Annotated in this window: 19 protein-coding genes; 15 read left to right on the top strand and 4 right to left on the bottom strand. The window is 35.9% G+C overall.

All coding sequences use genetic code 11. The features are described from left to right. The first annotated feature begins 111 nt into the window (after positions 1–111). The 7 genes from hisC to hisIE all read left to right on the top strand — a co-directional run bounded on the left by hisC (position 112) and on the right by hisIE (position 5,765). Positions 112–1,158 carry a histidinol-phosphate transaminase gene (hisC, locus tag M4I44_RS15355; RefSeq protein WP_249965255.1) on the top strand — a complete coding sequence of 349 codons (1,047 nt, stop codon included), beginning with the start codon at positions 112–114 and terminating at the stop codon, positions 1,156–1,158. Between the two features lie 99 nt (positions 1,159–1,257). Further along, on the top strand, positions 1,258–2,394 hold the full coding sequence (hisB, locus tag M4I44_RS15350; RefSeq protein ID WP_249965254.1) for a bifunctional histidinol-phosphatase/imidazoleglycerol-phosphate dehydratase HisB: 1,137 nt from the start codon (positions 1,258–1,260) through the stop codon (positions 2,392–2,394). Between the two features lie 82 nt (positions 2,395–2,476). Further along, complete coding sequence (gene hisH / locus M4I44_RS15345; RefSeq protein WP_017497488.1) at positions 2,477–3,070, top strand: imidazole glycerol phosphate synthase subunit HisH; 594 nt, start codon at positions 2,477–2,479, stop codon at positions 3,068–3,070. 57 nt (positions 3,071–3,127) lie between these two features. Then, positions 3,128–3,871 carry a 1-(5-phosphoribosyl)-5-[(5-phosphoribosylamino)methylideneamino]imidazole-4-carboxamide isomerase gene (gene hisA, locus M4I44_RS15340; protein WP_249965253.1) on the top strand — a complete coding sequence of 248 codons (744 nt, stop codon included), beginning with the start codon at positions 3,128–3,130 and terminating at the stop codon, positions 3,869–3,871. Between the two features lie 6 nt (positions 3,872–3,877). Beyond that, a complete protein-coding gene (locus M4I44_RS15335; protein WP_017497486.1) occupies positions 3,878–4,183 on the top strand; it encodes an NIPSNAP family protein in 306 nt (101 codons plus the stop codon). A gap of 92 nt (positions 4,184–4,275) precedes the next feature. Continuing rightward, a complete protein-coding gene (gene hisF, locus M4I44_RS15330; RefSeq protein WP_249965252.1) occupies positions 4,276–5,031 on the top strand; it encodes an imidazole glycerol phosphate synthase subunit HisF in 756 nt (251 codons plus the stop codon). Positions 5,032–5,162: 131 nt separating this feature from the next. Beyond that, positions 5,163–5,765, top strand: a complete 603-nt coding sequence (hisIE, locus tag M4I44_RS15325) for a bifunctional phosphoribosyl-AMP cyclohydrolase/phosphoribosyl-ATP diphosphatase HisIE (RefSeq protein WP_305881780.1) — start codon at positions 5,163–5,165, stop codon at positions 5,763–5,765. A gap of 86 nt (positions 5,766–5,851) precedes the next feature. Here the strand turns inward: hisIE and M4I44_RS15320 are convergent, their stop codons facing one another. Beyond that, positions 5,852–6,550 (bottom strand): carbohydrate-binding family 9-like protein, encoded by a 699-nt coding sequence (locus M4I44_RS15320; protein ID WP_249965250.1) that lies wholly within the window; start codon positions 6,548–6,550, stop codon positions 5,852–5,854. Between the two features lie 179 nt (positions 6,551–6,729). On the opposite strand from M4I44_RS15320, the gene M4I44_RS15315 reads away from it, so the two are divergent. Continuing rightward, positions 6,730–8,385: a M1 family metallopeptidase gene (locus M4I44_RS15315; protein ID WP_249965249.1), complete on the top strand. Its 1,656-nt coding sequence runs from the start codon at positions 6,730–6,732 to the stop codon at positions 8,383–8,385. An 82-nt stretch (positions 8,386–8,467) separates the two neighbouring features. Here M4I44_RS15315 and M4I44_RS15310 read toward each other — a convergent pair whose 3' ends face one another. Beyond that, positions 8,468–10,012, bottom strand: coding sequence for a hypothetical protein (locus M4I44_RS15310; protein ID WP_249965248.1), 1,545 nt, complete (start codon positions 10,010–10,012; stop codon positions 8,468–8,470). 155 nt (positions 10,013–10,167) lie between these two features. Between M4I44_RS15310 and M4I44_RS15305 the strand changes: the two genes are divergently transcribed. The 7 genes from M4I44_RS15305 to acs all read left to right on the top strand — a co-directional run bounded on the left by M4I44_RS15305 (position 10,168) and on the right by acs (position 20,883). Beyond that, positions 10,168–11,343, top strand: coding sequence for a 2-isopropylmalate synthase (locus M4I44_RS15305; RefSeq protein ID WP_017497480.1), 1,176 nt, complete (start codon positions 10,168–10,170; stop codon positions 11,341–11,343). An 85-nt stretch (positions 11,344–11,428) separates the two neighbouring features. Further along, positions 11,429–12,547, top strand: a complete 1,119-nt coding sequence (gene leuB, locus M4I44_RS15300) for a 3-isopropylmalate dehydrogenase (protein ID WP_070908072.1) — start codon at positions 11,429–11,431, stop codon at positions 12,545–12,547. A 269-nt stretch (positions 12,548–12,816) separates the two neighbouring features. Beyond that, positions 12,817–14,490 carry a dihydroxy-acid dehydratase gene (ilvD, locus tag M4I44_RS15295; protein ID WP_249965247.1) on the top strand — a complete coding sequence of 558 codons (1,674 nt, stop codon included), beginning with the start codon at positions 12,817–12,819 and terminating at the stop codon, positions 14,488–14,490. A 158-nt stretch (positions 14,491–14,648) separates the two neighbouring features. Then, positions 14,649–16,337: a biosynthetic-type acetolactate synthase large subunit gene (gene ilvB, locus M4I44_RS15290; protein ID WP_249965246.1), complete on the top strand. Its 1,689-nt coding sequence runs from the start codon at positions 14,649–14,651 to the stop codon at positions 16,335–16,337. A gap of 84 nt (positions 16,338–16,421) precedes the next feature. Continuing rightward, a complete protein-coding gene (gene ilvN, locus M4I44_RS15285; protein ID WP_026110090.1) occupies positions 16,422–16,943 on the top strand; it encodes an acetolactate synthase small subunit in 522 nt (173 codons plus the stop codon). 60 nt (positions 16,944–17,003) lie between these two features. Further along, on the top strand, positions 17,004–18,473 hold the full coding sequence (gene ilvC / locus M4I44_RS15280; protein WP_070908070.1) for a ketol-acid reductoisomerase: 1,470 nt from the start codon (positions 17,004–17,006) through the stop codon (positions 18,471–18,473). Between the two features lie 502 nt (positions 18,474–18,975). Beyond that, positions 18,976–20,883 carry an acetate--CoA ligase gene (gene acs / locus M4I44_RS15275; protein ID WP_249965245.1) on the top strand — a complete coding sequence of 636 codons (1,908 nt, stop codon included), beginning with the start codon at positions 18,976–18,978 and terminating at the stop codon, positions 20,881–20,883. Between the two features lie 60 nt (positions 20,884–20,943). Here the strand turns inward: acs and M4I44_RS15270 are convergent, their stop codons facing one another. Continuing rightward, positions 20,944–21,162, bottom strand: a complete 219-nt coding sequence (locus M4I44_RS15270) for a DUF4287 domain-containing protein (RefSeq protein ID WP_249965244.1) — start codon at positions 21,160–21,162, stop codon at positions 20,944–20,946. Positions 21,163–21,188: 26 nt separating this feature from the next. Continuing rightward, positions 21,189–21,728 (bottom strand): SRPBCC family protein, encoded by a 540-nt coding sequence (locus M4I44_RS15265; protein ID WP_249965243.1) that lies wholly within the window; start codon positions 21,726–21,728, stop codon positions 21,189–21,191. Positions 21,729–21,802: the final 74 nt, after the last annotated feature.

The following is a 21,802-nucleotide window of genomic DNA, read 5'->3' as shown; positions in this document are numbered from 1 at the left end:
AAGACTATAGAACATACAAGTAAAGGATATGGTAGCTACTGACCAGACAAAAAGTCTACTATCTTGACTCTTGGCTCTATTATCTATTCTCTAAAGAAAAAAAACAAAAAAATGAAATTCGATATAAACACAATAACAAGAGAGAATGTAAAATCTTTGAAGCCGTACTCATCAGCTCGTGACGAGTTTGAAGACTTTGATACTGCCGAGATGATTTTTCTGGATGCGAATGAAAATCCGTTTCAAACTGGAGTAAATCGTTACCCTGATCCGCAACAACTTTCGGTTAAAGCCATTTTGGCAAAGGATAATAAGGTAAAAACAAGCCAGATTTTACTAGGAAACGGAAGTGATGAAGTTCTCGATTTACTCTTCAGAGCTTTCTGCGAACCTAAAACAGACAATATTATTTCGCTTCCGCCAACATACGGGATGTACAGCGTTCTGGCGAATATAAATGCAGTCGAGAACAGAGAAGTTCTACTTTCAACTGATTTTCAGCCACAAGTAGATCAAATCTTAGATGCTGTTGACGATTCTACGAAAATTATCTTTTTATGCTCTCCAAACAATCCTACGGGAAATTCATTTTCAGACGAGAGCGTTGTAAAACTACTTCAAAACTTTAAGGGTATAGTCGTAATTGACGAGGCTTATATTGACTTTTCAAAAAAGGAAAGCTGGTTGACAGAGATAGACGAATATCCAAACTTGATCATCACGCAAACCCTTTCAAAAGCCTACGGACTAGCAGGAATCCGATTAGGAATTTGTTATGCGTCCGAAGCTGTGATTTCGGTTCTAAACAAAATAAAACCTCCTTATAATGTAAACGAATTAACCCAGCAGAGGGCTATAAATCGTTTGAATGATCCTGAAAAAATAAAGACTGAAATAGCTTCAATTATCGAACAAAGAGAAGAGTTAGTTAAAGTTTTACTTAAGGTTTATTTTGTAGAGAAAGTATATCCAACAGAAGCTAATTTTGTTTTGGTAAAAGTAGACGATGCCAATAAAAGATACGATCAGTTAATTGAAAAAGGAATCGTAATCCGAAACAGAACCAGTCAGCCTTTATGCGAAAACTGCCTTCGTTTGACGATTGGGGTCCCGGAAGAAAATGCTGTTTTGATTAAAGAATTAAAACTGTTGAAGTAATAAAGATTTAAACCACAGATTTCAATGATTTTTAAACTGCAACGAACAAAAAAATCATTTCAAATCACCTAAATCTGTGACAGACTAAAAATATAAACTATGAAAAAAGTACTTTTTATCGATCGTGACGGGACGATTGTTTTAGAACCTGAAAATTACCAATTAGATGCTTTGGAAAAAGTAGAATTTTATCCAAAAGCTTTTCAATACTTAGCTAAAATTACCAACGAACTAGATTACGAATTGGTAATGGTTACCAATCAGGACGGTCTGGGAACGGATAGTTTTCCGGAAGAAACGTTTTGGCCAACACAAAATTTCATCTTAAAAGCTTTTGAGAATGAAGGAATTAAATTTGATGCTGTCTTCATCGACAGATCTTTTCCGGAAGATAATGCCCCAACAAGAAAGCCAAGAACAGGAATGCTGACACAATACATCGATAACCCGGAATATGATTTAGAAAATTCCTTTGTTTTAGGAGATCGTTTGACAGATGTGGAACTAGCTAAAAATCTGGGAGCGAAGGCTATTTTTATCAATGATAATGACGGAATCGGGAGCAATGAAATTTCTTCAAAACGGGAAGAATTAGACCAAACGATTGTGCTTCAGACAATGAATTGGAAAACGATCTATGAGTTTTTAAAGCTAGAAGCTCGTTCAGCCTCGATTACACGTAAAACGAATGAAACAGACATTTTTATTAATTTGAATCTGGATGGAACAGGAAAAAGTAAAATTGAAACCGGAATTGCATTTTTTGACCACATGTTAGATCAAATTTCCCGTCACGGACAAATGGATTTAGAAATACTGGTTAAAGGTGATTTGGAAGTTGATGAACACCACACCATTGAAGACACCGCAATTGCTTTGGGAGAAGTTTTCGCCAAAGCACTGGGAAATAAACTGGGAATCGAACGTTATGGTTTTTGTTTACCTATGGACGATTGTCTGGCACAGGTCGCAATCGACTTTGGCGGAAGAAACTGGCTGGTTTGGGAAACCGAATTCAAGCGTGAGATGGTTGGTAAAATGCCAACAGAAATGTTTTTTCACTTCTTTAAATCATTCTCAGATGGCTCAAAAGCAAACATCAACATCAAAGCTGAAGGAACTAATGAGCACCACAAAATCGAGGCAATTTTTAAAGCTTTCGCAAAAGCGATAAAAGTGGCAGTGAAAAGAGATACGGAGAAAATGATTTTGCCTTCTACAAAGGGAATGCTTTAAACGTTTGTTTCAGGTTTCAAGTTTCAGGTTACTCAAGAGAACTTAAAACTTGAAACCTGAAACAAAACAAACAAAATAAGAAATGAAAATAGTAATCATAAACTACGGAGCAGGAAACATTCAGAGTATCATGTTTGCAGTGGAAAGACTCGGCTTTAAAGCGGTTTTGAGCAATAACCCTGATGAAATTCAAAAGGCCGACAAAGTAATTTTTCCGGGAGTAGGGGAAGCAAGTTCAGCAATGACAAAACTGAAAGAAAGCGGTTTGGATCGCTTGATTCCGAACTTAAAGCAGCCCGTTTTAGGAATCTGCCTCGGAATGCAATTAATGTGTAATGCAACGGAAGAAGGGAATACGGAAGGTTTAGGAATTTTTGATGTAGATGTCATAAAATTTACATCTAATGTAAAAGTACCACAAATGGGGTGGAATCAGATTTATAATCTAAAATCTGATCTGTTCAAAGACATTGCCGAGAATGAATTTATGTACCTGGTACACAGTTTCTACGCACCAAATTGCCAACATATGATCGCAACCACAAACTATGATGTAGAGTATGCATCGGCATTACAAAAAGATAATTTTTACGGAACGCAATTTCACCCTGAAAAGAGTGGTGACGTTGGGGAGAAAATCCTTGGAAACTTTCTTAAACTAAATAACAAAGAATAAATTCCAAATTCCAACCACGTAAAAAAATTTAAAATCAGAACTCTAAAATTTAGAAAAATGAGAATAATACCCGCCATAGATATTATCGACGGAAAATGTGTTCGCTTATCGAAAGGCGATTATGACACTAAAATAATTTACAATGAAAATCCTATCGAAGTTGCCAAATCATTTGAAGCTCACGGAATCGAATACCTGCATTTAGTAGATTTAGACGGTGCGAAGTCAAGCAAAATTGTCAATTACAAAATCTTAGAGCAAATTGCGACACAAACGAGCTTGCAAATTGATTTTGGAGGCGGTTTAAAATCAGATGAAGATTTAAGAATTGCCTTTGAAAGTGGCGCAAACCAAATTACAGGCGGAAGTATTGCTGTGAAAAATAAAGAAATATTCCAAAAATGGATCACTCAATATGGTTCCGGGAAAATTATACTAGGCGCTGACGCTAAAGACGAAAAAATTGCCGTTTCAGGCTGGTTAGAAAATTCAGACGAAGATTTAATTCCGTTCATTCAGGAGTATCAAAACAAAGGAATTCAATATGTTATTTGTACGGATATTGCAAAAGATGGAATGTTAGAAGGTCCAAGTTTTGACTTGTACAGCAAAATTTTAAAAAACTGTAATGTCAAATCTAGCGGAGTCGAGATTAAACTAATCGCATCAGGGGGAATTTCAACGTTTGACGAATTGCCTAAACTAGCCGAACTGGGTTGTGAAGGAACAATTATCGGGAAAGCTATCTACGAAGGACGCATTAGCTTAAAACAATTAGAAAATTTTATAATTAGAAAATAAAAACATATGGTTACTTGTCATTTAAAATACACAATAGATCCTTTCCAGCTGGCTGTTTTCGAAGATTACGGAAAAAGATGGATTAAATTAGTAAACCGATTTGGTGGTCAGCATCATGGTTACTTCATGCCTTCTGAAGGAGCTAATAATATTGCGTTTGCAATGTTTTCTTTTCCCAGTTTAGCTGAATACGAAAACTATAGAAGGTTAATTTTGGAAGATCAGGAATGTATTGAAACTTTTAAAATTGCAGAAGATTCTCGCTGTATACTAAGTTACGAGAGAACTTTTCTTCGCCCAGTATTCGAATAGTATAAAATAGAAAATGAGAAAATTTGATAGTTAGATAATTTATTACGTGACATAGAATAATTAACTAATTTTCTAATTAACACTTTAAAGAAATGTTAGCAAAAAGAGTCATACCCTGTTTGGATATAAAAAATGGGAGAACCGTAAAAGGGGTTAATTTCGTTGATCTTCGCGATGCAGGGGATCCTGTTGAGTTGGCAGAACTGTATTCAGCAGAAGGTGCCGATGAACTGGTTTTTCTGGATATTTCAGCCACTGAAGAACGCCGTAAAACGCTTGTTAATATGGTTCGAAATGTCGCAGAGAAGATCAATATTCCATTTACTGTCGGAGGTGGAATTTCGAGCGTTGAAGATGTTGAAATATTACTAAACAATGGAGCAGATAAAGTTTCGATCAATTCTTCGGCGGTCAAGAATCCACCGTTAATTAATGAATTGGCTCAGAAATTTGGAAGTCAGTGCGTGGTTGTCGCTATCGATGCCAAACAAACTAACGGACAATGGATCGTACATTTGGTAGGAGGAAAAGTACCAACCGAACTTAACTTATTTGATTGGGCAGTTGAAGTGGCAGCACGTGGTGCAGGAGAGATATTATTTACTTCGATGGACAATGACGGTACTAAAAACGGATTTGCCAATGAGGCACTTGCTAAACTTTCAGCACTTGTTAATATTCCGATAATTGCTTCGGGTGGTGCAGGAAATATTCAGCATTTTGTAGATTCATTTAAGAAAGGCAAAGCCGATGCAGCCTTAGCCGCAAGTGTTTTTCACTTTAAAGAGATTGAGATTAAGACTTTGAAGGAAGAGCTTAGAAATAATGGTGTTGAAGTCAGGATTTAGAGCATAGAAAAATAGAAGAAAGAAAAAAGATACCGGCACTCTAAAATCTAAAGTCTAGAATAAAAAGAGTACGATATAATTAAAAAACAAAAAGAATTCAGCAATCTAGAATCTGAACTCTAAAATCTAAAATAACTATGAACGTAGATATAAAAAGTGCACACGGATTAATTCCGGCAATCATTCAGGATGCAGAAACCAAGAATGTGCTGATGCTGGGATATATGAATGAAGAATCACTTCAAAAAACAATAGAAACTCAAAAAGTAACCTTTTTCAGCCGATCCAAACAAAGACTTTGGACAAAAGGCGAGGAGAGCGGTAACTTTTTAAATCTGGTTAGCGTTAAAAATGACTGCGATGGAGATACACTTTTAATCCAAGCAAACCCTGTAGGGCCAACCTGTCACACAGGAGCAGACACCTGCTGGCAGGAAGAAAACAAAGAGAATTATGGCTTTCTTTCTACCTTAGAAAACACCATCAAAACTCGCAGGGAAAATGCTGATTCCGAGAAAAGTTATGTTGCTTCACTATTCGAAAAAGGCATCAATAAAATAGCCCAAAAAGTGGGTGAAGAAGCGGTTGAAGTAGTAATCGAAGCTAAAGATGATAATGATGATTTATTTCTTAGCGAAAGCGCCGATTTACTGTTTCATTACCTAATCTTATTGCAAGCCAAAGGCTATCAGCTTAATGATGTTGTTGATGTTCTGAAAAAGCGTCAGAAGTAAAAAGTTTAGTTTCAAGTTTTAAGTTTCAGGTTTCAAGTTGTGTGCAGTAACCTGAAACTTGAAACCTGAAACAAATTACCTCATGGTTACTCTACAAACTCAAAAACGGCAAACTCCTGTGGTTGATGAAAACCAAATCTAGAACTTTTATAAGCTTGTAAAGCAAGGTATTCAGTGGTATTACCGTAATCAATTCTAAAAGCATTTCCTCGCCACTTAGTTCCCACTTTTGGTGTCGAAAAATTACCGTTTTTAATCGTATTCAGGCTCGAGAAGGGAATCTTAATTTCGGTATTAAACCCTTCGTTTGTTATTTTACTTTGTGTTTCCAATCCCAAAACATCAAATGCTATATTCATGTTCCATCCGCCACAAGCTGGTGAGATACATTTTAGAAGTAAATCATAATAAGAAGAGTAGGCATTCACGCCAATTTCGAGATAGTTTTCCCCATTACCGTCCGGATCTATAAAAATCTCAACCAAATCATCAGTATTAAAAATTTCACTGTCTTTTTGCTGTGCCTTACCCATAATTTTAGAATCAATCGAACGATAGGCAATATATAGGTTATCAGTATCCCATGCAAAAGAAACATACGTATCCTGGCTCGCCTTTTTTCCAGAATCATGAACCACAAATGGTCCCAAAAAAGGAGTCTTCCAATCTGATAAATTGCCATCAATATTAACTTTTTGAATTGTTCTTGGAATAAGAATATTTTGCGAATAAGTTGTGATCGAGCACATCAAACAAAAAAGGATAGCAATTTTAAGAATTCTCATAAATAGCGTATATGAATTTGATTTGCTAAAATACAGAAGAATAAACGAATTTTAACATTAATTTTTAGAATCCTCTCTATTAAATCAGTCAAAACTTGATTCGAATGTTTACATTTGTTGAAGTGTAAACGGCTCAAAAAGCCTTTTTAATTTCGACTAAAAGAAAATATCTGTTTCATATGAAAAAATACTTCGGTGGCGTTTGTATCGCCTTTCTATTTGGCTTTACTGCCAATGCACAAGGACTTTTGAATAAGTCAGAAACTATTTTTACACATCAGGACACTTTACGCGGAAGCATCACAAAAGAAAGAGCCTGGTGGGATTTAAAATACTATCATCTTGATGTAAAAGTAGATCCAAAAGAGAGAACAATTTCAGGTTCAAATACAATCCGTTATACTGTTTTAACTCCGTACGATAAGATGCAGATTGATTTGCAGGAACCAATGCAAATTACGAAAGTAACACAGGATGGGAAAGAATTACAGTTTAAGAGAGATGGAAATGCCTTTTTCATTACGCTGACTGAAAAGCAAAAAGTGGGTGATACCAAAGAAGTGGTAGTGAGTTTTAAAGGAAAACCAAGAGAAGCCGTTAAGGCACCCTGGGATGGAGGAATCAGCTGGAAAAAGGACAAAAATGGTAAAGATTTTATTGCTTCATCCTGTCAGGGATTGGGAGCAAGTGTATGGTGGCCAAACAAAGATCATATGTATGATGAAGTCGAAAACATGTTGATCAGCGTAAATGTTCCGGGAGATCTTACAGAGGTTTCGAACGGAAGATTAAAAAGCGTTAAGAAGGAAAAGGATGGAACTAAAACCTTCAACTGGTATGTTTCAAATCCCATTAACAACTACGGTGTAAACATCAATATCGGGGATTATGTTAATTTCTCAGAAGTATACAAAGGTGAAAAAGGAGATCTAGATTGTAACTATTATGTTTTAAGAGACAATCTAGCTTTGGCAAAAGAACAGTTCAAAGACGTACCAAAAATGCTAAAAGCTTTTGAAAACTGGTTCGGACCTTATCCGTTTTATGAAGACAGTTACAAATTGGTCGAAGTGCCCTATCTGGGAATGGAACACCAAAGCAGTGTGACCTACGGGAATGGCTATAAAAATGGTTATTTAGGACGTGATTTAAGCGGAACAGGTTGGGGATTAAAATTTGATTTTATCATCATCCATGAATCAGGTCACGAATGGTTTGCCAACAATATCACGTACAAAGATATTGCGGATATGTGGATTCACGAGAGCTTTACTAATTACTCTGAAAGCCTTTTCCTGGAGTACTACTACGGAAAAGATGCTGCTGCAGAGTACGTAATCGGATGCCGTAAAGGGATTCAGAACGACAAACCTATCATTGGTAATTATGACGTAAACAACGAGGGGTCAGGTGATATGTATCCAAAAGGAGCCAACATGCTGCACATGATGCGTCAGATTATAAATGATGATGCCAAATGGAAATCGATTTTAAGAGGTCTAAATAAGACTTTTTATCACCAAACTGTGACAAGCAAGCAAATCGAGGATTACATCAACACACAATCCGGAATTAATTTTAATAGAGTATTTTCTCAATATTTGACCACAACAAAAATCCCGGTTTTTGAGTACATGTTTAAAAACGGAACTTTCGGTTACCACTGGACCAATTGCGTTTCTAAATTTGATATGCCCGTAAGAGTAAAATTAAACGGAGTGGAAACATGGTTAAAACCAACAACCGAATGGCAGTCTGAAAAAACTACTAATGAAGACAGAAAGGTCGAAGTAGATAAAGATTTCTATGTAACAACTTCTAATATTATAGAATAACGAAACTAAATAAATCTGTTGTTATAAACAAACCGGACAGGTTTTAAAAACCTGTCCGGTTTCTCTTTTAAAAAGAATACTATCATCGGCTATTCAGCTTCGCTTTCTCTTTAATAATATCGGCGATCTTCCTGTTGTCGATTTTACTTTCCAGCCATGAAATAATATCAAGGTATAAAAAGGCTCTTTTCTCATAAGTATTCTTCTCCAGTTCGATAAAGCGAGCCCTCATCTTGATAAACTCCTTTTTAATATCGGCAGGGTAGAAGTTATTCAGATTTTTCATGAACTTGATAATCTCTTTCTGAACCTCATGTAAATCATTCATTTTTAAGAGAAACTTATACGTATTCTTCAAATGATTTTCCAGATAATAATCCTTACCCAATTCGTAATGTGCAATCAAGGACAAAAGTCTTGCAAAGCACATTAAATCTTCACGCATCGACAGATTTTTATTGTTGATGATCTTATCCAAATAATTAATCGATTCATTGTACTTTTCAGTACCGAAATAAATAGAGGCAATTTTATAGTAAAACAACATCTCGTGATGCTCATCAAGATGTTCGCTGTGAAGCTTTATTTTCTGCAGAATCTCCGGAATAAGATATTCACTTTCAGCAAAAGTTCCTTCCAGTATGTGAAGGTTCAGCTTATTATTATAAACGTACAGAAAAGAAAGCGATGCAATATTATCATTTACCGGAAACCTTGGATCTGCAATGGTTTCTTCTAAAAGCGTCAGGTATTTTTTGAAATTCGATTTGTATTTCAACATATACAACGACTCCAGAAAATAATGATTCCCCTTTAAGAAAAAGACCGGGTTCAGGTAAATCATATTAGGATTATCATAAAACAATCTCACCCATTTGTAAGCATATTTATAACTCGCTAAGAAGTCCTGAACCAGAAAACTACGCCAAAGATTAGCATTGTAAAACCAATACTTTTCCCTAAAACCAAACTTACTCTCGTCCAGTTTTGAAATGTGCTTATTGAAGTAATCGTCAATGTATTTGTACTCTTCGTCGCTTTTTACATAGCCGGTTTTTAGCATGATTCCGTACAACTGCAGCGATAAATTCGATAATTTACTTGAAATGGTATTGCGATAATTCAGTTCTTTGGCCTGAATCACTAATTCGTCGGCACGTCCCTGAATACTTCGCGTAATGTACTGTGATTCGATTAGTTTTTCGAATTCTACAATTTCATACGCCATATATTTCTCGTCATTCTCAAGCGCCAATTGTTTTGTTTTGTCCAGAATCTTCAAACTCTGTTTGTACAAACCTTTATTGTATAAAATAACAGCAAAATCGATTTGTTCGCGCAACTGATAACGAATATTCTGACTCGGAATATTCAAGCGTATACTCACCAGAATCTGTTTGTATAAGTATGATTTTAAATTAGATAGCTGAACCTTTTTAATAATGCCACTCTTAAGAATAAGCTTTTCATCATAAGTTTCAGACTTATCCAGAATGTTAAATAATTCGATGAATTTGGTATTCGAACTCGTCTCTAAACGACTTGCAAAAATCTTAAACTGCCTTTTTTCGGATTTAGAAAGTGATTTTATTAATACAAATAAGAAATCTTTTTGATGGTTAGCCATTGTAAAATATAATAATATAACTTATTGATTTTTAGTTAATTAACCTGCTTTAAAATGTTTTATGAACAGTATAATTTCATTAAAATGAATTTCGTGCCGGCAAAGTACAATATATATTTGTTATCAAGATGTGAAATTACATTAAATAAACGAATATGAATAGAGAGAAAGTTCAAATTTTTGACACCACTTTGCGCGATGGAGAGCAGGTCCCGGGATGTAAGTTAGATACGAAACAAAAACTAGTTATCGCAGAACGACTTGATAAAATGGGAGTTGACATTATCGAAGCAGGTTTTCCAGTGTCAAGTCCAGGCGATTTTTTATCGGTTTCTGAGATTTGTAAAATTGTAGAAAATGCAACTGTTTGCGGTCTGACAAGAGCCGTAAAAAACGACATTGATGTTGCTGCAGCTGCCTTAAAGCACGCTAAGAAACCTAGAATCCACACCGGAATCGGAACCTCTCAATCTCACATACTCCATAAACTAAACACAACTCCGGAAGACATCATTGCAAGAGCAAAATTTGCCGTTGCACATGCCAAATCCTACGTAGAAGATGTAGAATTCTATGCCGAAGATGCCGGAAGAACCGATAATGCCTTCCTTGCGAAAGTTTGCGAAGAAGTAATAAAATCAGGAGCAACAGTATTGAATATTCCGGATACAACAGGCTATTGTTTGCCTGAAGAATATGGAGCAAAAATTAAATACCTAAAAGAAAATGTAAAAGGTATTGAAAACGTAACCCTTTCCTGTCATTGTCACAACGATTTAGGAATGGCTACAGCAAACTCCATTGCAGGAGCTATCAACGGAGCGAGACAAATTGAATGTACTATAAATGGTATAGGGGAGAGAGCCGGAAATACAGCTTTAGAAGAAGTTGTAATGATCTTCAAACAACATCCTTACCTAAATCTGGACACCAATATCAATACAAGAGAATTAAACGAGATGAGCCGTTTAGTTTCTGAAAGTATGGGAATGATTGTCCAACCAAACAAAGCCATCGTAGGAGCTAATGCTTTTGCACACAGTTCCGGAATTCATCAGGATGGAGTGATTAAAAACAGAGCCACTTATGAAATCATGGATCCGCTGGATGTAGGTGTAAATGAGTCCTCTATTATATTGACAGCAAGAAGCGGGAGAGCTGCTTTGGCGTATCGCGCTAAAAAAGTAGGTTATGAACTTACTAAAGTGCAACTGGATATCGTATACGTTGAATTTTTGAAATTCGCCGATATTAAAAAAGAAGTAATTGATGCTGATATTCATCAAATCATCGAAGCTGCAAAAATTCAGGGAGAATTAATTAGAAACTAGTTCAATAGAGCAAAGATCTAAGAGAATAGAATAAAGAGAATAGAACAAAGAAAAAAGGGTTTAAATACATAAAGAACGAGACGTTATGAATTTGAAAATAGCAGTTTTACCAGGAGACGGGATTGGACCAGAGGTAATTTTACAAGCCAAGAAAGCTTTACATGCTATTGGTGAGGTGTACAATCATGAATTTGTTTTTGAAGAGGCGCTCATGGGAGCCATTGCCATTGATAAAACAGGAAATCCTTTGCCGGAGCAGACATTAAACCTTTGTTTAAATACAGATGCTGTATTGTTTGGAGCCATTGGAGACCCTAAATACGATAATAATCCATCAGCAAAAGTACGTCCGGAGCAAGGATTATTGAAACTGCGTAAGGAGTTGGGATTGTTCGCTAACATTCGCCCGATAAAACCATATAAATCACTCATTGATGCTTCTCCGTTAAAAAGAGAAATTATCGATGGTGCTGATTTTACTATTTTCAGAGAATTAACCGGAGGTGCATACTTTGGAGCTAAAACCTTAAATGAGGAAGGTACACACGCTTCAGATTTATGTGAATATTCAGAAGAAGAAATCACAAGAATTGCGCATTTGGCTTTTAAATCAGCACAAAACCGACGCAAAAAACTTACGATGGTCGACAAAGCCAATGTTTTGGAAACTTCCCGTTTATGGAGAAAAGTCGTTCAGAAAGTAGGTCAAAGTTATCCTGATGTTGCTTTAGACTTTTTGTTCGTAGATAACGCAGCGATGCAATTGATTTTAAATCCAAAACAATTTGATGTGATTTTGACCGAAAATTTATTCGGAGATATTCTATCAGATGAAGCAAGTGTAATAACGGGATCTATTGGTTTATTAGCCTCAGCGTCTTTAGGAGAAAAGAATGCTTTGTTTGAGCCAATCCACGGTTCCTATCCTCAGGCGAAAGGAAAAAACATCGCCAATCCGATTGCTTCCATTTTATCAGCGGCGATGTTATTAGAACATTTTGGTCTATTTAAAGAAGCTGCCATGATCTATAAAGCAGTCGAAAAAGCAATCGAATTTAAAGTAGTAACCGTCGATTTAAAACCGGATTCAAAGTTCGGTACAAACGAAGTAGGGGACTTTGTATCCAATTTTATCTTCAGTAAAGACGATTTACTCTATTTTAATAATGACAACGTTCACATTGGACAATCAACAATTGTTTAATATTTTTTGTTAAAAATTGAATAAATAACAAGAAGTATGTAAAATGTTGAGATTTTATTTTTTTAGTCCTTTAAGTTTTCATACTTTTGTCTCACTAAAAAAAAGAAAGATGCAAATCTCAATTATTATTACTATTTCTGTCATTATTGTAAATGTGATTATCACATATGCACGGGGAATGGTATAAATATAATTGAAAAACTATATTATAAACCTTCCAAATACTGGAAGGTTTTTTTTTGAATTAAAATTAAAAAAATAACACAATAATGGAATTAAATAAGTACAGCAAAACCATCACTCAAGATCAAACACAACCAGCAGCGCAAGCCATGTTGTACGGTATTGGTTTAACTGAAGAAGATTTGAAAAAAGCACAGGTAGGTATTGTGAGCATGGGGTACGATGGTAACACTTGCAACATGCACCTGAATGATTTAGCAAAAGACGTTAAAAAAGGTGTTTGGGATGCAAATCTAGTCGGACTTATTTTTAATACCATTGGTGTAAGTGACGGAATTTCGAACGGTACAGAAGGAATGCGTTATTCCTTAGTTTCCAGAGATGTCATTGCCGATTCTATCGAAACAGTTGCGGGTGCGCAGTGGTACGACAGCATCATTGCAATTCCAGGTTGTGATAAAAATATGCCTGGTGCTCTGATCGCCATGGGACGTTTGAACCGTCCGTCTTTGATGGTGTACGGAGGATCTATCCATTCCGGAAAGTGGAAAGGAGAAACATTGAATATTGTTTCAGCTTTTGAAGCTTTAGGAAAAAAAGTAAAAAATGAAATTACTCCCGAGGATTTTAAAGGAGTTATTCAAAATGCCTGTCCCGGAGCAGGTGCCTGTGGAGGAATGTATACGGCTAACACTATGTCTTCGGCAATTGAAGCCCTGGGAATGAGCTTGCCATACAGTTCGTCAAATCCCGCTTTAAGTCAGGAAAAAAGAGACGAATGTCTTGCTGCAGGTAAAGCCATTAGAACATTATTGGAAAAAGATATTAAGCCTAGAGACATTATGACTCGTAAGGCTTTTGAAAATGCCATTACAATTGTAGCCGTTTTAGGAGGTTCAACCAATGCCGTAATGCATTTGATCGCTATGGCACATGCCGTTGATATTGAAATTACACTTGATGATTTTCAAGCGATTAACGACAGAACTCCTGTACTTGCAGATATGAAACCAAGCGGTAAATACATGATGGAAGACATTCATGAAGCAGGAGGTATCCCGTCAGTAATGAAATACTTATTGAAAGTAGGACTAATTCATGGAGATTGTTTAACTGTAACTGGAAAAACAGTGGCAGAAAACTTAGCTTCAACTCCGGATTTACAAGACGGACAACAAGTAATTCATGAAATACAAAAAGCTTTAAAACCAACCGGAAACATTCAGGTTTTATATGGAAATCTTGCTTCTGAAGGAGCTGTTGCCAAAATCAGTGGAAAAGAAGGAGAGTATTTTGAAGGTCCTGCGGTTGTTTTTGAAGGTGAGTTTGAAGTGATTCCAGGCCTTGAAGCCGGAAAAATTAAACCCGGTAATGTAGTCGTCATCAGGTATTGTGGACCAAAAGGTGGTCCGGGAATGCCTGAGATGCTAAAACCTACATCAGCCATTATTGGAGCAGGATTAGGAAGCAGCTGTGCTCTTATTACAGACGGCAGGTTTTCCGGAGGTTCACATGGCTTTGTGGTAGGACACATTACACCAGAGGCTTATGATGGTGGTGGTATTGCACTGGTAAAAGATGGTGATTTAATCGCTATTGATGCTGTTAAAAATACAATCAACCTGAAAATATCTGACGAAGAATTCGCCGCTCGTAAAGAGAGTTGGATTCAGCCTCCTTTAAAAGTAAACAGAGGAGTTTTACTGAAATACGCCAGATCAGTCTCAAGCGCTTCAACAGGTTGCGTTACCGATAAATAATTTTACAATAACAATTTCAAAAAACAATGACAATATCAATAAAATAGCAAAGTTCAATTGCAATAAAAAGTAGAAATATAAAGAATCAGTTTGAAATTGATTTTAACATTGCCATTGAATTTTGAAATTGATTTTTGACATTGAAAAAACAATATACTATGAAAATATCAGGGGCAGAAGCCGTTATAAGATGTTTGTTAGCAGAAGGAGTAGACTTACTTTATGGTTATCCGGGAGGAGCGATCATGCCGGTTTACGATGAATTATATAAATTCCAGGATCAGTTACACCATGTATTGGTACGTCACGAGCAAGGTGCTACACATGCCGCACAAGGATATGCCCGCGCTACAGGAAAAGTAGGGGTAGCCATTGCAACTTCAGGACCGGGAGCAACCAATTTAATTACCGGAATTGCAGATGCTCAAATCGATTCAACCCCAATGGTTTGTATCACAGGTCAGGTAGGGAAGCATTTGTTAGGATCTGATGCTTTTCAGGAAACGGATATCATCGGAATTTCGACTCCGGTAACCAAATGGAATTATCAGGTAACTGAAGCTTCGGAAATCCCAGAAATTATTGCAAAAGCATTTTACATCGCACGTTCCGGACGTCCGGGACCTGTATTGATTGACATTACGAAAAATGCTCAGTTTGACCAATTCGATTTTAGTTATGAAAAATGTACCGGAATAAGAAGTTATACTCCGGTTCCAAAACTAAAATTAGATAAAGTGGCCGAAGCTGCTGCTTTAATCAATAGCGCTAAAAAACCTTTTATTGTTTTTGGACAGGGTATTATTCTGGGAAAAGCGGAAGCCGAATTTAAAGCTTTACTTGAAAAATCAGGAATCCCTGCTGCCTGGACCATTTTAGGACTTTCAGCCTTGCCAACAGACCATCCCTTAAACGTGGGAATGCTGGGAATGCACGGCAACTATGGCCCAAATTTGCTAACCAACGAATGTGATGTTTTAATTGCTTTCGGAATGCGTTTTGACGACCGTGTTACCGGAAACCTGAATACTTATGCCAAACAGGCAAAAGTAATTCACTTCGAAATTGATCCTGCCGAAATCGATAAAAATGTAAAAACAGAAATAGCTGTTCTTGGAGATGTTAAAGAAGCTCTAACCGCTTTATTACCCTTAATCGAAGCAAAATCACATGATTTATGGCATAACGAATTCAAAGAGCTAAAGAAAATCGAGTACGATTCTGTTATAAAAGAAGAATTAAATCCAACCAATAATAAAGGAATTTCAATGGGTGAAACCATAGAAATGATAAACAAACATTCAAAAGGGGATGCTATTATCGTCTCAGATGTTGGGCAGCATCAAATGTTTGCCTGCCGTTATGCAAAATTCAACTCTACCAAAAGTAACATTACCTCTGGTGGATTGGGAACGATGGGATTTGCTTTACCCGCAGCCATCGGAGCCAAAATGGGAAAACCGGATCGTGAAGTAGTGGCTATAATTGGTGATGGCGGTTTTCAAATGAACATACAAGAATTGGGAACTATTTTTCAGACTAAGGTGCCTGTAAAGATTGTTATCCTGAACAATGAATTTTTAGGAATGGTACGTCAATGGCAGGAGCTGTTTTTTGATAACAGATATGCTTCTACTAAAATGATCAATCCAAATTTTGTAGCGATAGCTGAAGGATATTATATTAAATCTAAAAAAGTAACACAAAGGGAAGATTTAGATGCAGCCGTTGCCGAAATGCTGGCTTCAAAAGATTCTTATTTCTTAGAAGTTATGGTAGAAAAAGAAAATAACGTATTCCCAATGATTCCAACGGGAGCATGTGTTTCTGAAATTAGATTAAGCTAAAATTAAAGTTTCATGTTTCAAGCTTTTTTGTTTCAAGTTGTAAAACGTGAAACCTCAAACTTGAAACAAAAAAAACTAAAAACAATGGAAAACAGAACATTTACCATATCGGTATACTCAGAAAATAATGTAGGATTGTTAAACAGGATATCAGGAATATTCTTAAAGCGCCACATTAATATATTAAGCCTAAACGTTTCTGAATCAGAAATAGAAAGTGTTTCCAGATTCATTATTGTTGTGGAAACAACAGAGAAATGGGTCAAAAATATTGTTGGGCAAATTGAAAAACAAATTGAAGTTATAAAAGCATTTTATCACACCGATGAAGAAACCATTTATCTGGAAAACGCTTTATTTAAAATTGCTTCAAGCCTGTTGTTTGATGAAAAACAAATTCAGAACATCATCAAGGACAGTCAGTCTACAATTGTCACGGTTTCCCGTGATTTCTTTGTGATTTCTAAATCGGGGAGACGTTCTGAAATCGAAGATTTGTATGCCAAATTCAAACCTTATGGCATTATGCAGTTTGTTCGCTCAGGAAGGATATCTGTTTCAAAAGAAAAAATGGAAATTTCAACAATGTTAGAAGCATTCCAATAGGATTATTTCATCTATTAACCAATTATTAAATACAACATTCATTAAATATTATTAAAAAAAATGGCAAATTATTTCAACACATTACCACTTAGATTACAATTAGAACAATTAGGAGTTTGCGAATTTATGGAGCAATCAGAATTTGCAGATGGAATTTCGGCTCTGGCAGGAAAAAAGGTTGTCATTGTAGGCTGTGGAGCACAAGGTCTGAATCAGGGTTTAAACATGAGAGATTCCGGTTTAGACATTTCATACGCATTACGTGCAGATGCAATTGCAGAGAAAAGAGCATCATATAAAAATGCCACTGAAAACGGATTTAAAGTAGGTACATATGAAGAATTAATTCCAACTGCCGACTTAGTTTGTAACTTAACTCCTGATAAACAACATACTGCTGTAGTTACCGCCATAATGCCTTTAATGAAAAACGGAGCAACATTATCTTATTCTCACGGATTTAATATTGTGGAAGAAGGAATGCAAATCCGTAAAGACATCACCGTAATTATGTGCGCGCCAAAATGCCCTGGTTCTGAGGTTCGTGAAGAATACAAAAGAGGATTTGGTGTTCCGACACTTATCGCTGTTCACCCGGAGAATGATCCAAACGGTTTTGGTTTAGATCAGGCTAAAGCGTACGCTGTAGCCACCGGAGGACATAAAGCGGGAGTTCTGAAATCATCATTCGTAGCCGAAGTAAAATCAGATTTAATGGGAGAACAAACCATTCTTTGCGGGTTATTACAAACCGGTTCTATTTTATGTTTCGATAAAATGGTGGAGAAAGGAATCGACAAAGCTTATGCTTCAAAATTGATTCAGTATGGATGGGAGACTATTACTGAAGCCTTAAAACATGGAGGTATCACCAATATGATGGACCGTCTTTCCAACCCAGCAAAAATTGAGGCTTACGAAATTGCTGAAGAACTAAAAGACATTATGAGGCCTTTATTCCAAAAACATCAGGATGACATTATCTCAGGAGAATTCTCCAGAACCATGATGATCGATTGGGCAAATGATGATGTAAACTTACTAAAATGGAGAGCTGCAACTGGAGAAACTAATTTCGAAAAAACAGCTCCACAAGAAGCTCCAATTTCAGAGCAAGAATATTTTGATAACGGAGTACTGATGATTGCAATGGTAAAAGCGGGGGTAGAATTGGCTTTCGAAACCATGACAGAGGCAGGAATTATCGAAGAATCAGCTTATTACGAATCATTACATGAATTACCTTTGATTGCAAACACGATTGCAAGAAAAAAATTATTTGAAATGAACCGTGTGATCTCGGATACTGCTGAGTATGGCTGTTATTTATTCGACCATGCCTGCAAGCCGTTGTTAACAGAATTTATGAAAACAGTGGAAACAAATGTAATAGGTAAACCATTTTCTACTTCAAATGGAGTTGACAATGCTACTTTAATTGCTGTAAACAAAGAAGTTCGTCAACACCCTATCGAAGAAGTAGGAGCATGGTTGAGAGAATCAATGACAGCAATGAAAAAAATTGGATAATAAATTGGGAATTACCACACATACGGTTGTGGAATCTGCTCTGTATCTCCGTTTGATGTAATATTTTTGAATTAGTAAGCACTTATTAAGAAAAATGGATATAGACGCAAATTGCATTCACTTAACTTCTGAAAGTAAGACTGTAAGTTAAGTGAAGCTAATCCCTAATGAAGGGGGTATATTTAGCAATAAATATACTTGTTGAAGTTTCATTTTAATTAATAAAGTTGCTTCTATTTTCAAAAATAGTGCGGAAGATTGTAATACAGAATTACAAAATTAATTGTTATTGAAATTGTTAAAATTAAAAAGGCATGGTATTCATTTATCGTGCCTTTTTTGCAAAATGTCTTTTTTCATCAAAAAGCCATTTTTTAGATTATACTTATTAAAAAGTAATATTTTTTTCAATATCTGTTTTTTTTTCCTATTATTTATGAATTAAATAATTTTAAGAATAGACTGATATTTAATACATTTATAAAAAAAATTCTAAAAACGTATGAGTTATTATAAAATTGAAAATTTAGAACAGTATTTTAAACATTACAATAAGTCAATAAGAGAGCCTAGAAAGTTTTGGGGAAAAATAGCTGAGGAAAATTTTACCTGGTACCAGCAATGGGAAAAAGTAGTTGATTTTAATATGGCTGATGCGGAAGTAAAATGGTTTACAGAAGCAAAAGTTAACATCACTAAAAATTGCATCGACAGACATTTAAGCAAAAGAGGAGAAAAAACGGCTATCATTTTTGAACCGAATGATCCCTCAGAAAGCGCTTTACATATAACGTATAACGAATTATACGAAAGAGTTTCCAAAATGGCGAATGTTTTGCGCGAGCAAGGTGTACGTAAAGGAGACCGAGTTTGTATTTATTTACCAATGATTCCGGAATTGGCTGTAGCTGTATTAGCCTGTGCCAGAATCGGAGCCATTCATTCTGTTGTTTTTGCAGGGTTTTCAGCTTCTGCTGTGTCTGCCAGAATAATTGATTGCGAATGTAAAATGGTTATTACTTCTGATGGAGGATACAGAGGTAATAAAAACATTGACCTTAAAGGAATTGTTGATGAGGCATTAGAAACTTGCCCGTCTGTTACTAAAGTTTTAGTTGTAAAAAGAACTAATAACGAAGTTAAAATGAAAGACGGCCGTGACGAATGGTTACAGCCTCTATTAGATAAAGCCTTAGACAATAGTGTTGCGGAAATAATGGATGCTGAAGATCCGTTATTCATTCTGTACACCTCTGGTTCTACAGGTAAGCCAAAAGGAATGGTACATACCACAGCCGGATATATGGTTTATACGGCTTATACCTTTAAGAATGTTTTCAATCATGAAGAAAATGATATTTTCTGGTGTACTGCTGATATAGGTTGGATTACAGGTCACTCTTATATTTTATACGGACCTTTATTAAATGGAGGAACAACCGTAATTTTTGAAGGAGTTCCTTCTTATCCTGACTTTAGCCGTTTTTGGGACATTATTGAAAAACATAAAATCACACAATTTTATACAGCACCAACTGCAATTCGTTCACTTGCAAAAGAAAGTTTAGATTATATCCAAAAGTATCCTCTAAAATCACTTAAAGTAATTGGATCCGTTGGAGAGCCAATCAACGAAGAAGCCTGGCACTGGTTCAACGATCACGTTGGAGATAAAAGATGTCCGGTTGTAGATACCTGGTGGCAGACTGAAACCGGTGGTATTATGATTTCACCAATTGCCTTTGTAACCCCAACTAAACCAACCTATGCGACCTTGCCATTACCGGGAATTCAACCTGTTTTAATGGATGAAAAACGCAATGAAATTGAAGGAAATCAGGTTGTTGGAAGTTTATGTATTAAATTTCCATGGCCGGGAATCGCCAGAACAATCTGGGGGGACCACCAACGCTACAAAGACACTTATTTCTCTGCTTTTCCGGGAAAATATTTTACAGGAGACGGTGCCTTAAGAGACGAAGTAGGATATTACAGAATTACCGGTAGAGTAGATGATGTTGTAATTGTATCCGGTCATAATTTAGGAACAGCTCCTATTGAAGATGCAATCAACGAACATCCTGCAGTAGCCGAATCTGCTATCGTTGGATTCCCACATGACATTAAAGGAAATGCCTTATATGGTTTTGTAATCTTAAAGGAAACAGGAGAAGTCCGCGACCGATCGAATCTTAGTCGTGAGATCAATCAATATATTTCTGACCACATCGGACCAATTGCAAAACTCGATAAAATTCAGTTTGTTTCAGGCTTGCCAAAAACACGTTCAGGAAAAATTATGCGTAGAATTTTACGTAAAATAGCAGAAGGCGATTTTTCTAATTTTGGAGACACTTCAACTTTGCTAAACCCTGAAATTGTTGATGAAATTACAAAAGGGAGGGTCTAGTATCTTCATAAAATAAAAAAAGCTGTCCATTGGGCAGCTTTTTTTATATCGATTATTTTTTTACTTCCTTAATCCTTTAAGAAGCGCATAAATAGCCATTGCATGTCCGTGACCTAAATCAAAATCTGCTTTTAGCCAGGTTACAATTTCGGTTGCTTTTACTTCAGGTTTTAATTCACCACTTACTGAAAATCCTTTTTCATCTGAAAGTTTTTTAAAATCATCAGGACCTTTTCCTGTCTTTGTTTTAATATTGGTTAAATAAGCTTGAAATGACATAATTTTGTAGTTTTAAAGGTTATAGTTTATTTCTCGACAATCGTTTTTATGTTCGTTAGGCTTTCTTCTACATCAGCTCCAATTATTTTATCCATATCAAAGAAAAGAAGCATAAAATTCTTAGGCCAGTTCATTCCACTATTGTAAATCCAGATAAGCCTTGTTTGATTTCCGGCTAAAGTCTCAGTTTGCATATGCCCGTTTGCCGTAAATACATAAGGCACTAAAAAACGAAGTTCAAAATCGATTCTGTTATTTTCTACTTTTTTTATTTCCCATTCTCCTTTACCAGTCTTATGGTGTTTGCTTTCAAAAGTCAAGACAGAGCCCGCGCTTCCGTCAGTACCTGTTATCTCGATTTTTGTAGCAGGATCCAGCAATAGCCATTTACTGTACAATTTTTGATTTCGATTCAGTTTTATAAAATCAAAAACTTCCGCTTTGGGTTTATGGATGATCATTTCTCTCCTTATAGTATATTTATTTTTAGTAAACATCGCTACTACTAAAGCTATTGAAACTATAGCTACCAATACCGTTATTATTTTTACGAATATCATTTTCATTTTTGTTAAATTGGTTAATTAAAAAGGTCTTTATAATTATTTGTTATTTTTGATTTGCGTTGAAGTTAAGCATC

Origin of the sequence: Flavobacterium sp. B183, assembly GCF_023539155.1 — a bacterium.
Lineage (GTDB): Bacteria > Bacteroidota > Bacteroidia > Flavobacteriales > Flavobacteriaceae > Flavobacterium > Flavobacterium tructae.
Note: the sequence above shows the minus strand (reverse complement) of the source record. Positions and strands in the feature narration are given on the sequence as shown.

What these genes read in the sequence shown, in the direction of transcription:
- hisC (WP_249965255.1), top strand. Translation starts at nt 112, where the DNA reads ATGAAATTCGATATAAACACAATAACAAGAGAGAATGTAAAATCTTTG.
- hisB (WP_249965254.1), top strand. Translation starts at nt 1,258, where the DNA reads ATGAAAAAAGTACTTTTTATCGATCGTGACGGGACGATTGTTTTAGAA.
- hisH (WP_017497488.1), top strand. Translation starts at nt 2,477, where the DNA reads ATGAAAATAGTAATCATAAACTACGGAGCAGGAAACATTCAGAGTATC.
- hisA (WP_249965253.1), top strand. Translation starts at nt 3,128, where the DNA reads ATGAGAATAATACCCGCCATAGATATTATCGACGGAAAATGTGTTCGC.
- M4I44_RS15335 (WP_017497486.1), top strand. Translation starts at nt 3,878, where the DNA reads ATGGTTACTTGTCATTTAAAATACACAATAGATCCTTTCCAGCTGGCT.
- hisF (WP_249965252.1), top strand. Translation starts at nt 4,276, where the DNA reads ATGTTAGCAAAAAGAGTCATACCCTGTTTGGATATAAAAAATGGGAGA.
- M4I44_RS15320 (WP_249965250.1), bottom strand. Translation starts at nt 6,550, where the DNA reads ATGAGAATTCTTAAAATTGCTATCCTTTTTTGTTTGATGTGCTCGATC.
- M4I44_RS15315 (WP_249965249.1), top strand. Translation starts at nt 6,730, where the DNA reads ATGAAAAAATACTTCGGTGGCGTTTGTATCGCCTTTCTATTTGGCTTT.
- M4I44_RS15310 (WP_249965248.1), bottom strand. Translation starts at nt 10,012, where the DNA reads ATGGCTAACCATCAAAAAGATTTCTTATTTGTATTAATAAAATCACTT.
- M4I44_RS15305 (WP_017497480.1), top strand. Translation starts at nt 10,168, where the DNA reads ATGAATAGAGAGAAAGTTCAAATTTTTGACACCACTTTGCGCGATGGA.
- leuB (WP_070908072.1), top strand. Translation starts at nt 11,429, where the DNA reads ATGAATTTGAAAATAGCAGTTTTACCAGGAGACGGGATTGGACCAGAG.
- ilvD (WP_249965247.1), top strand. Translation starts at nt 12,817, where the DNA reads ATGGAATTAAATAAGTACAGCAAAACCATCACTCAAGATCAAACACAA.
- ilvB (WP_249965246.1), top strand. Translation starts at nt 14,649, where the DNA reads ATGAAAATATCAGGGGCAGAAGCCGTTATAAGATGTTTGTTAGCAGAA.
- ilvN (WP_026110090.1), top strand. Translation starts at nt 16,422, where the DNA reads ATGGAAAACAGAACATTTACCATATCGGTATACTCAGAAAATAATGTA.
- ilvC (WP_070908070.1), top strand. Translation starts at nt 17,004, where the DNA reads ATGGCAAATTATTTCAACACATTACCACTTAGATTACAATTAGAACAA.
- acs (WP_249965245.1), top strand. Translation starts at nt 18,976, where the DNA reads ATGAGTTATTATAAAATTGAAAATTTAGAACAGTATTTTAAACATTAC.
- M4I44_RS15270 (WP_249965244.1), bottom strand. Translation starts at nt 21,162, where the DNA reads ATGTCATTTCAAGCTTATTTAACCAATATTAAAACAAAGACAGGAAAA.
- M4I44_RS15265 (WP_249965243.1), bottom strand. Translation starts at nt 21,728, where the DNA reads ATGAAAATGATATTCGTAAAAATAATAACGGTATTGGTAGCTATAGTT.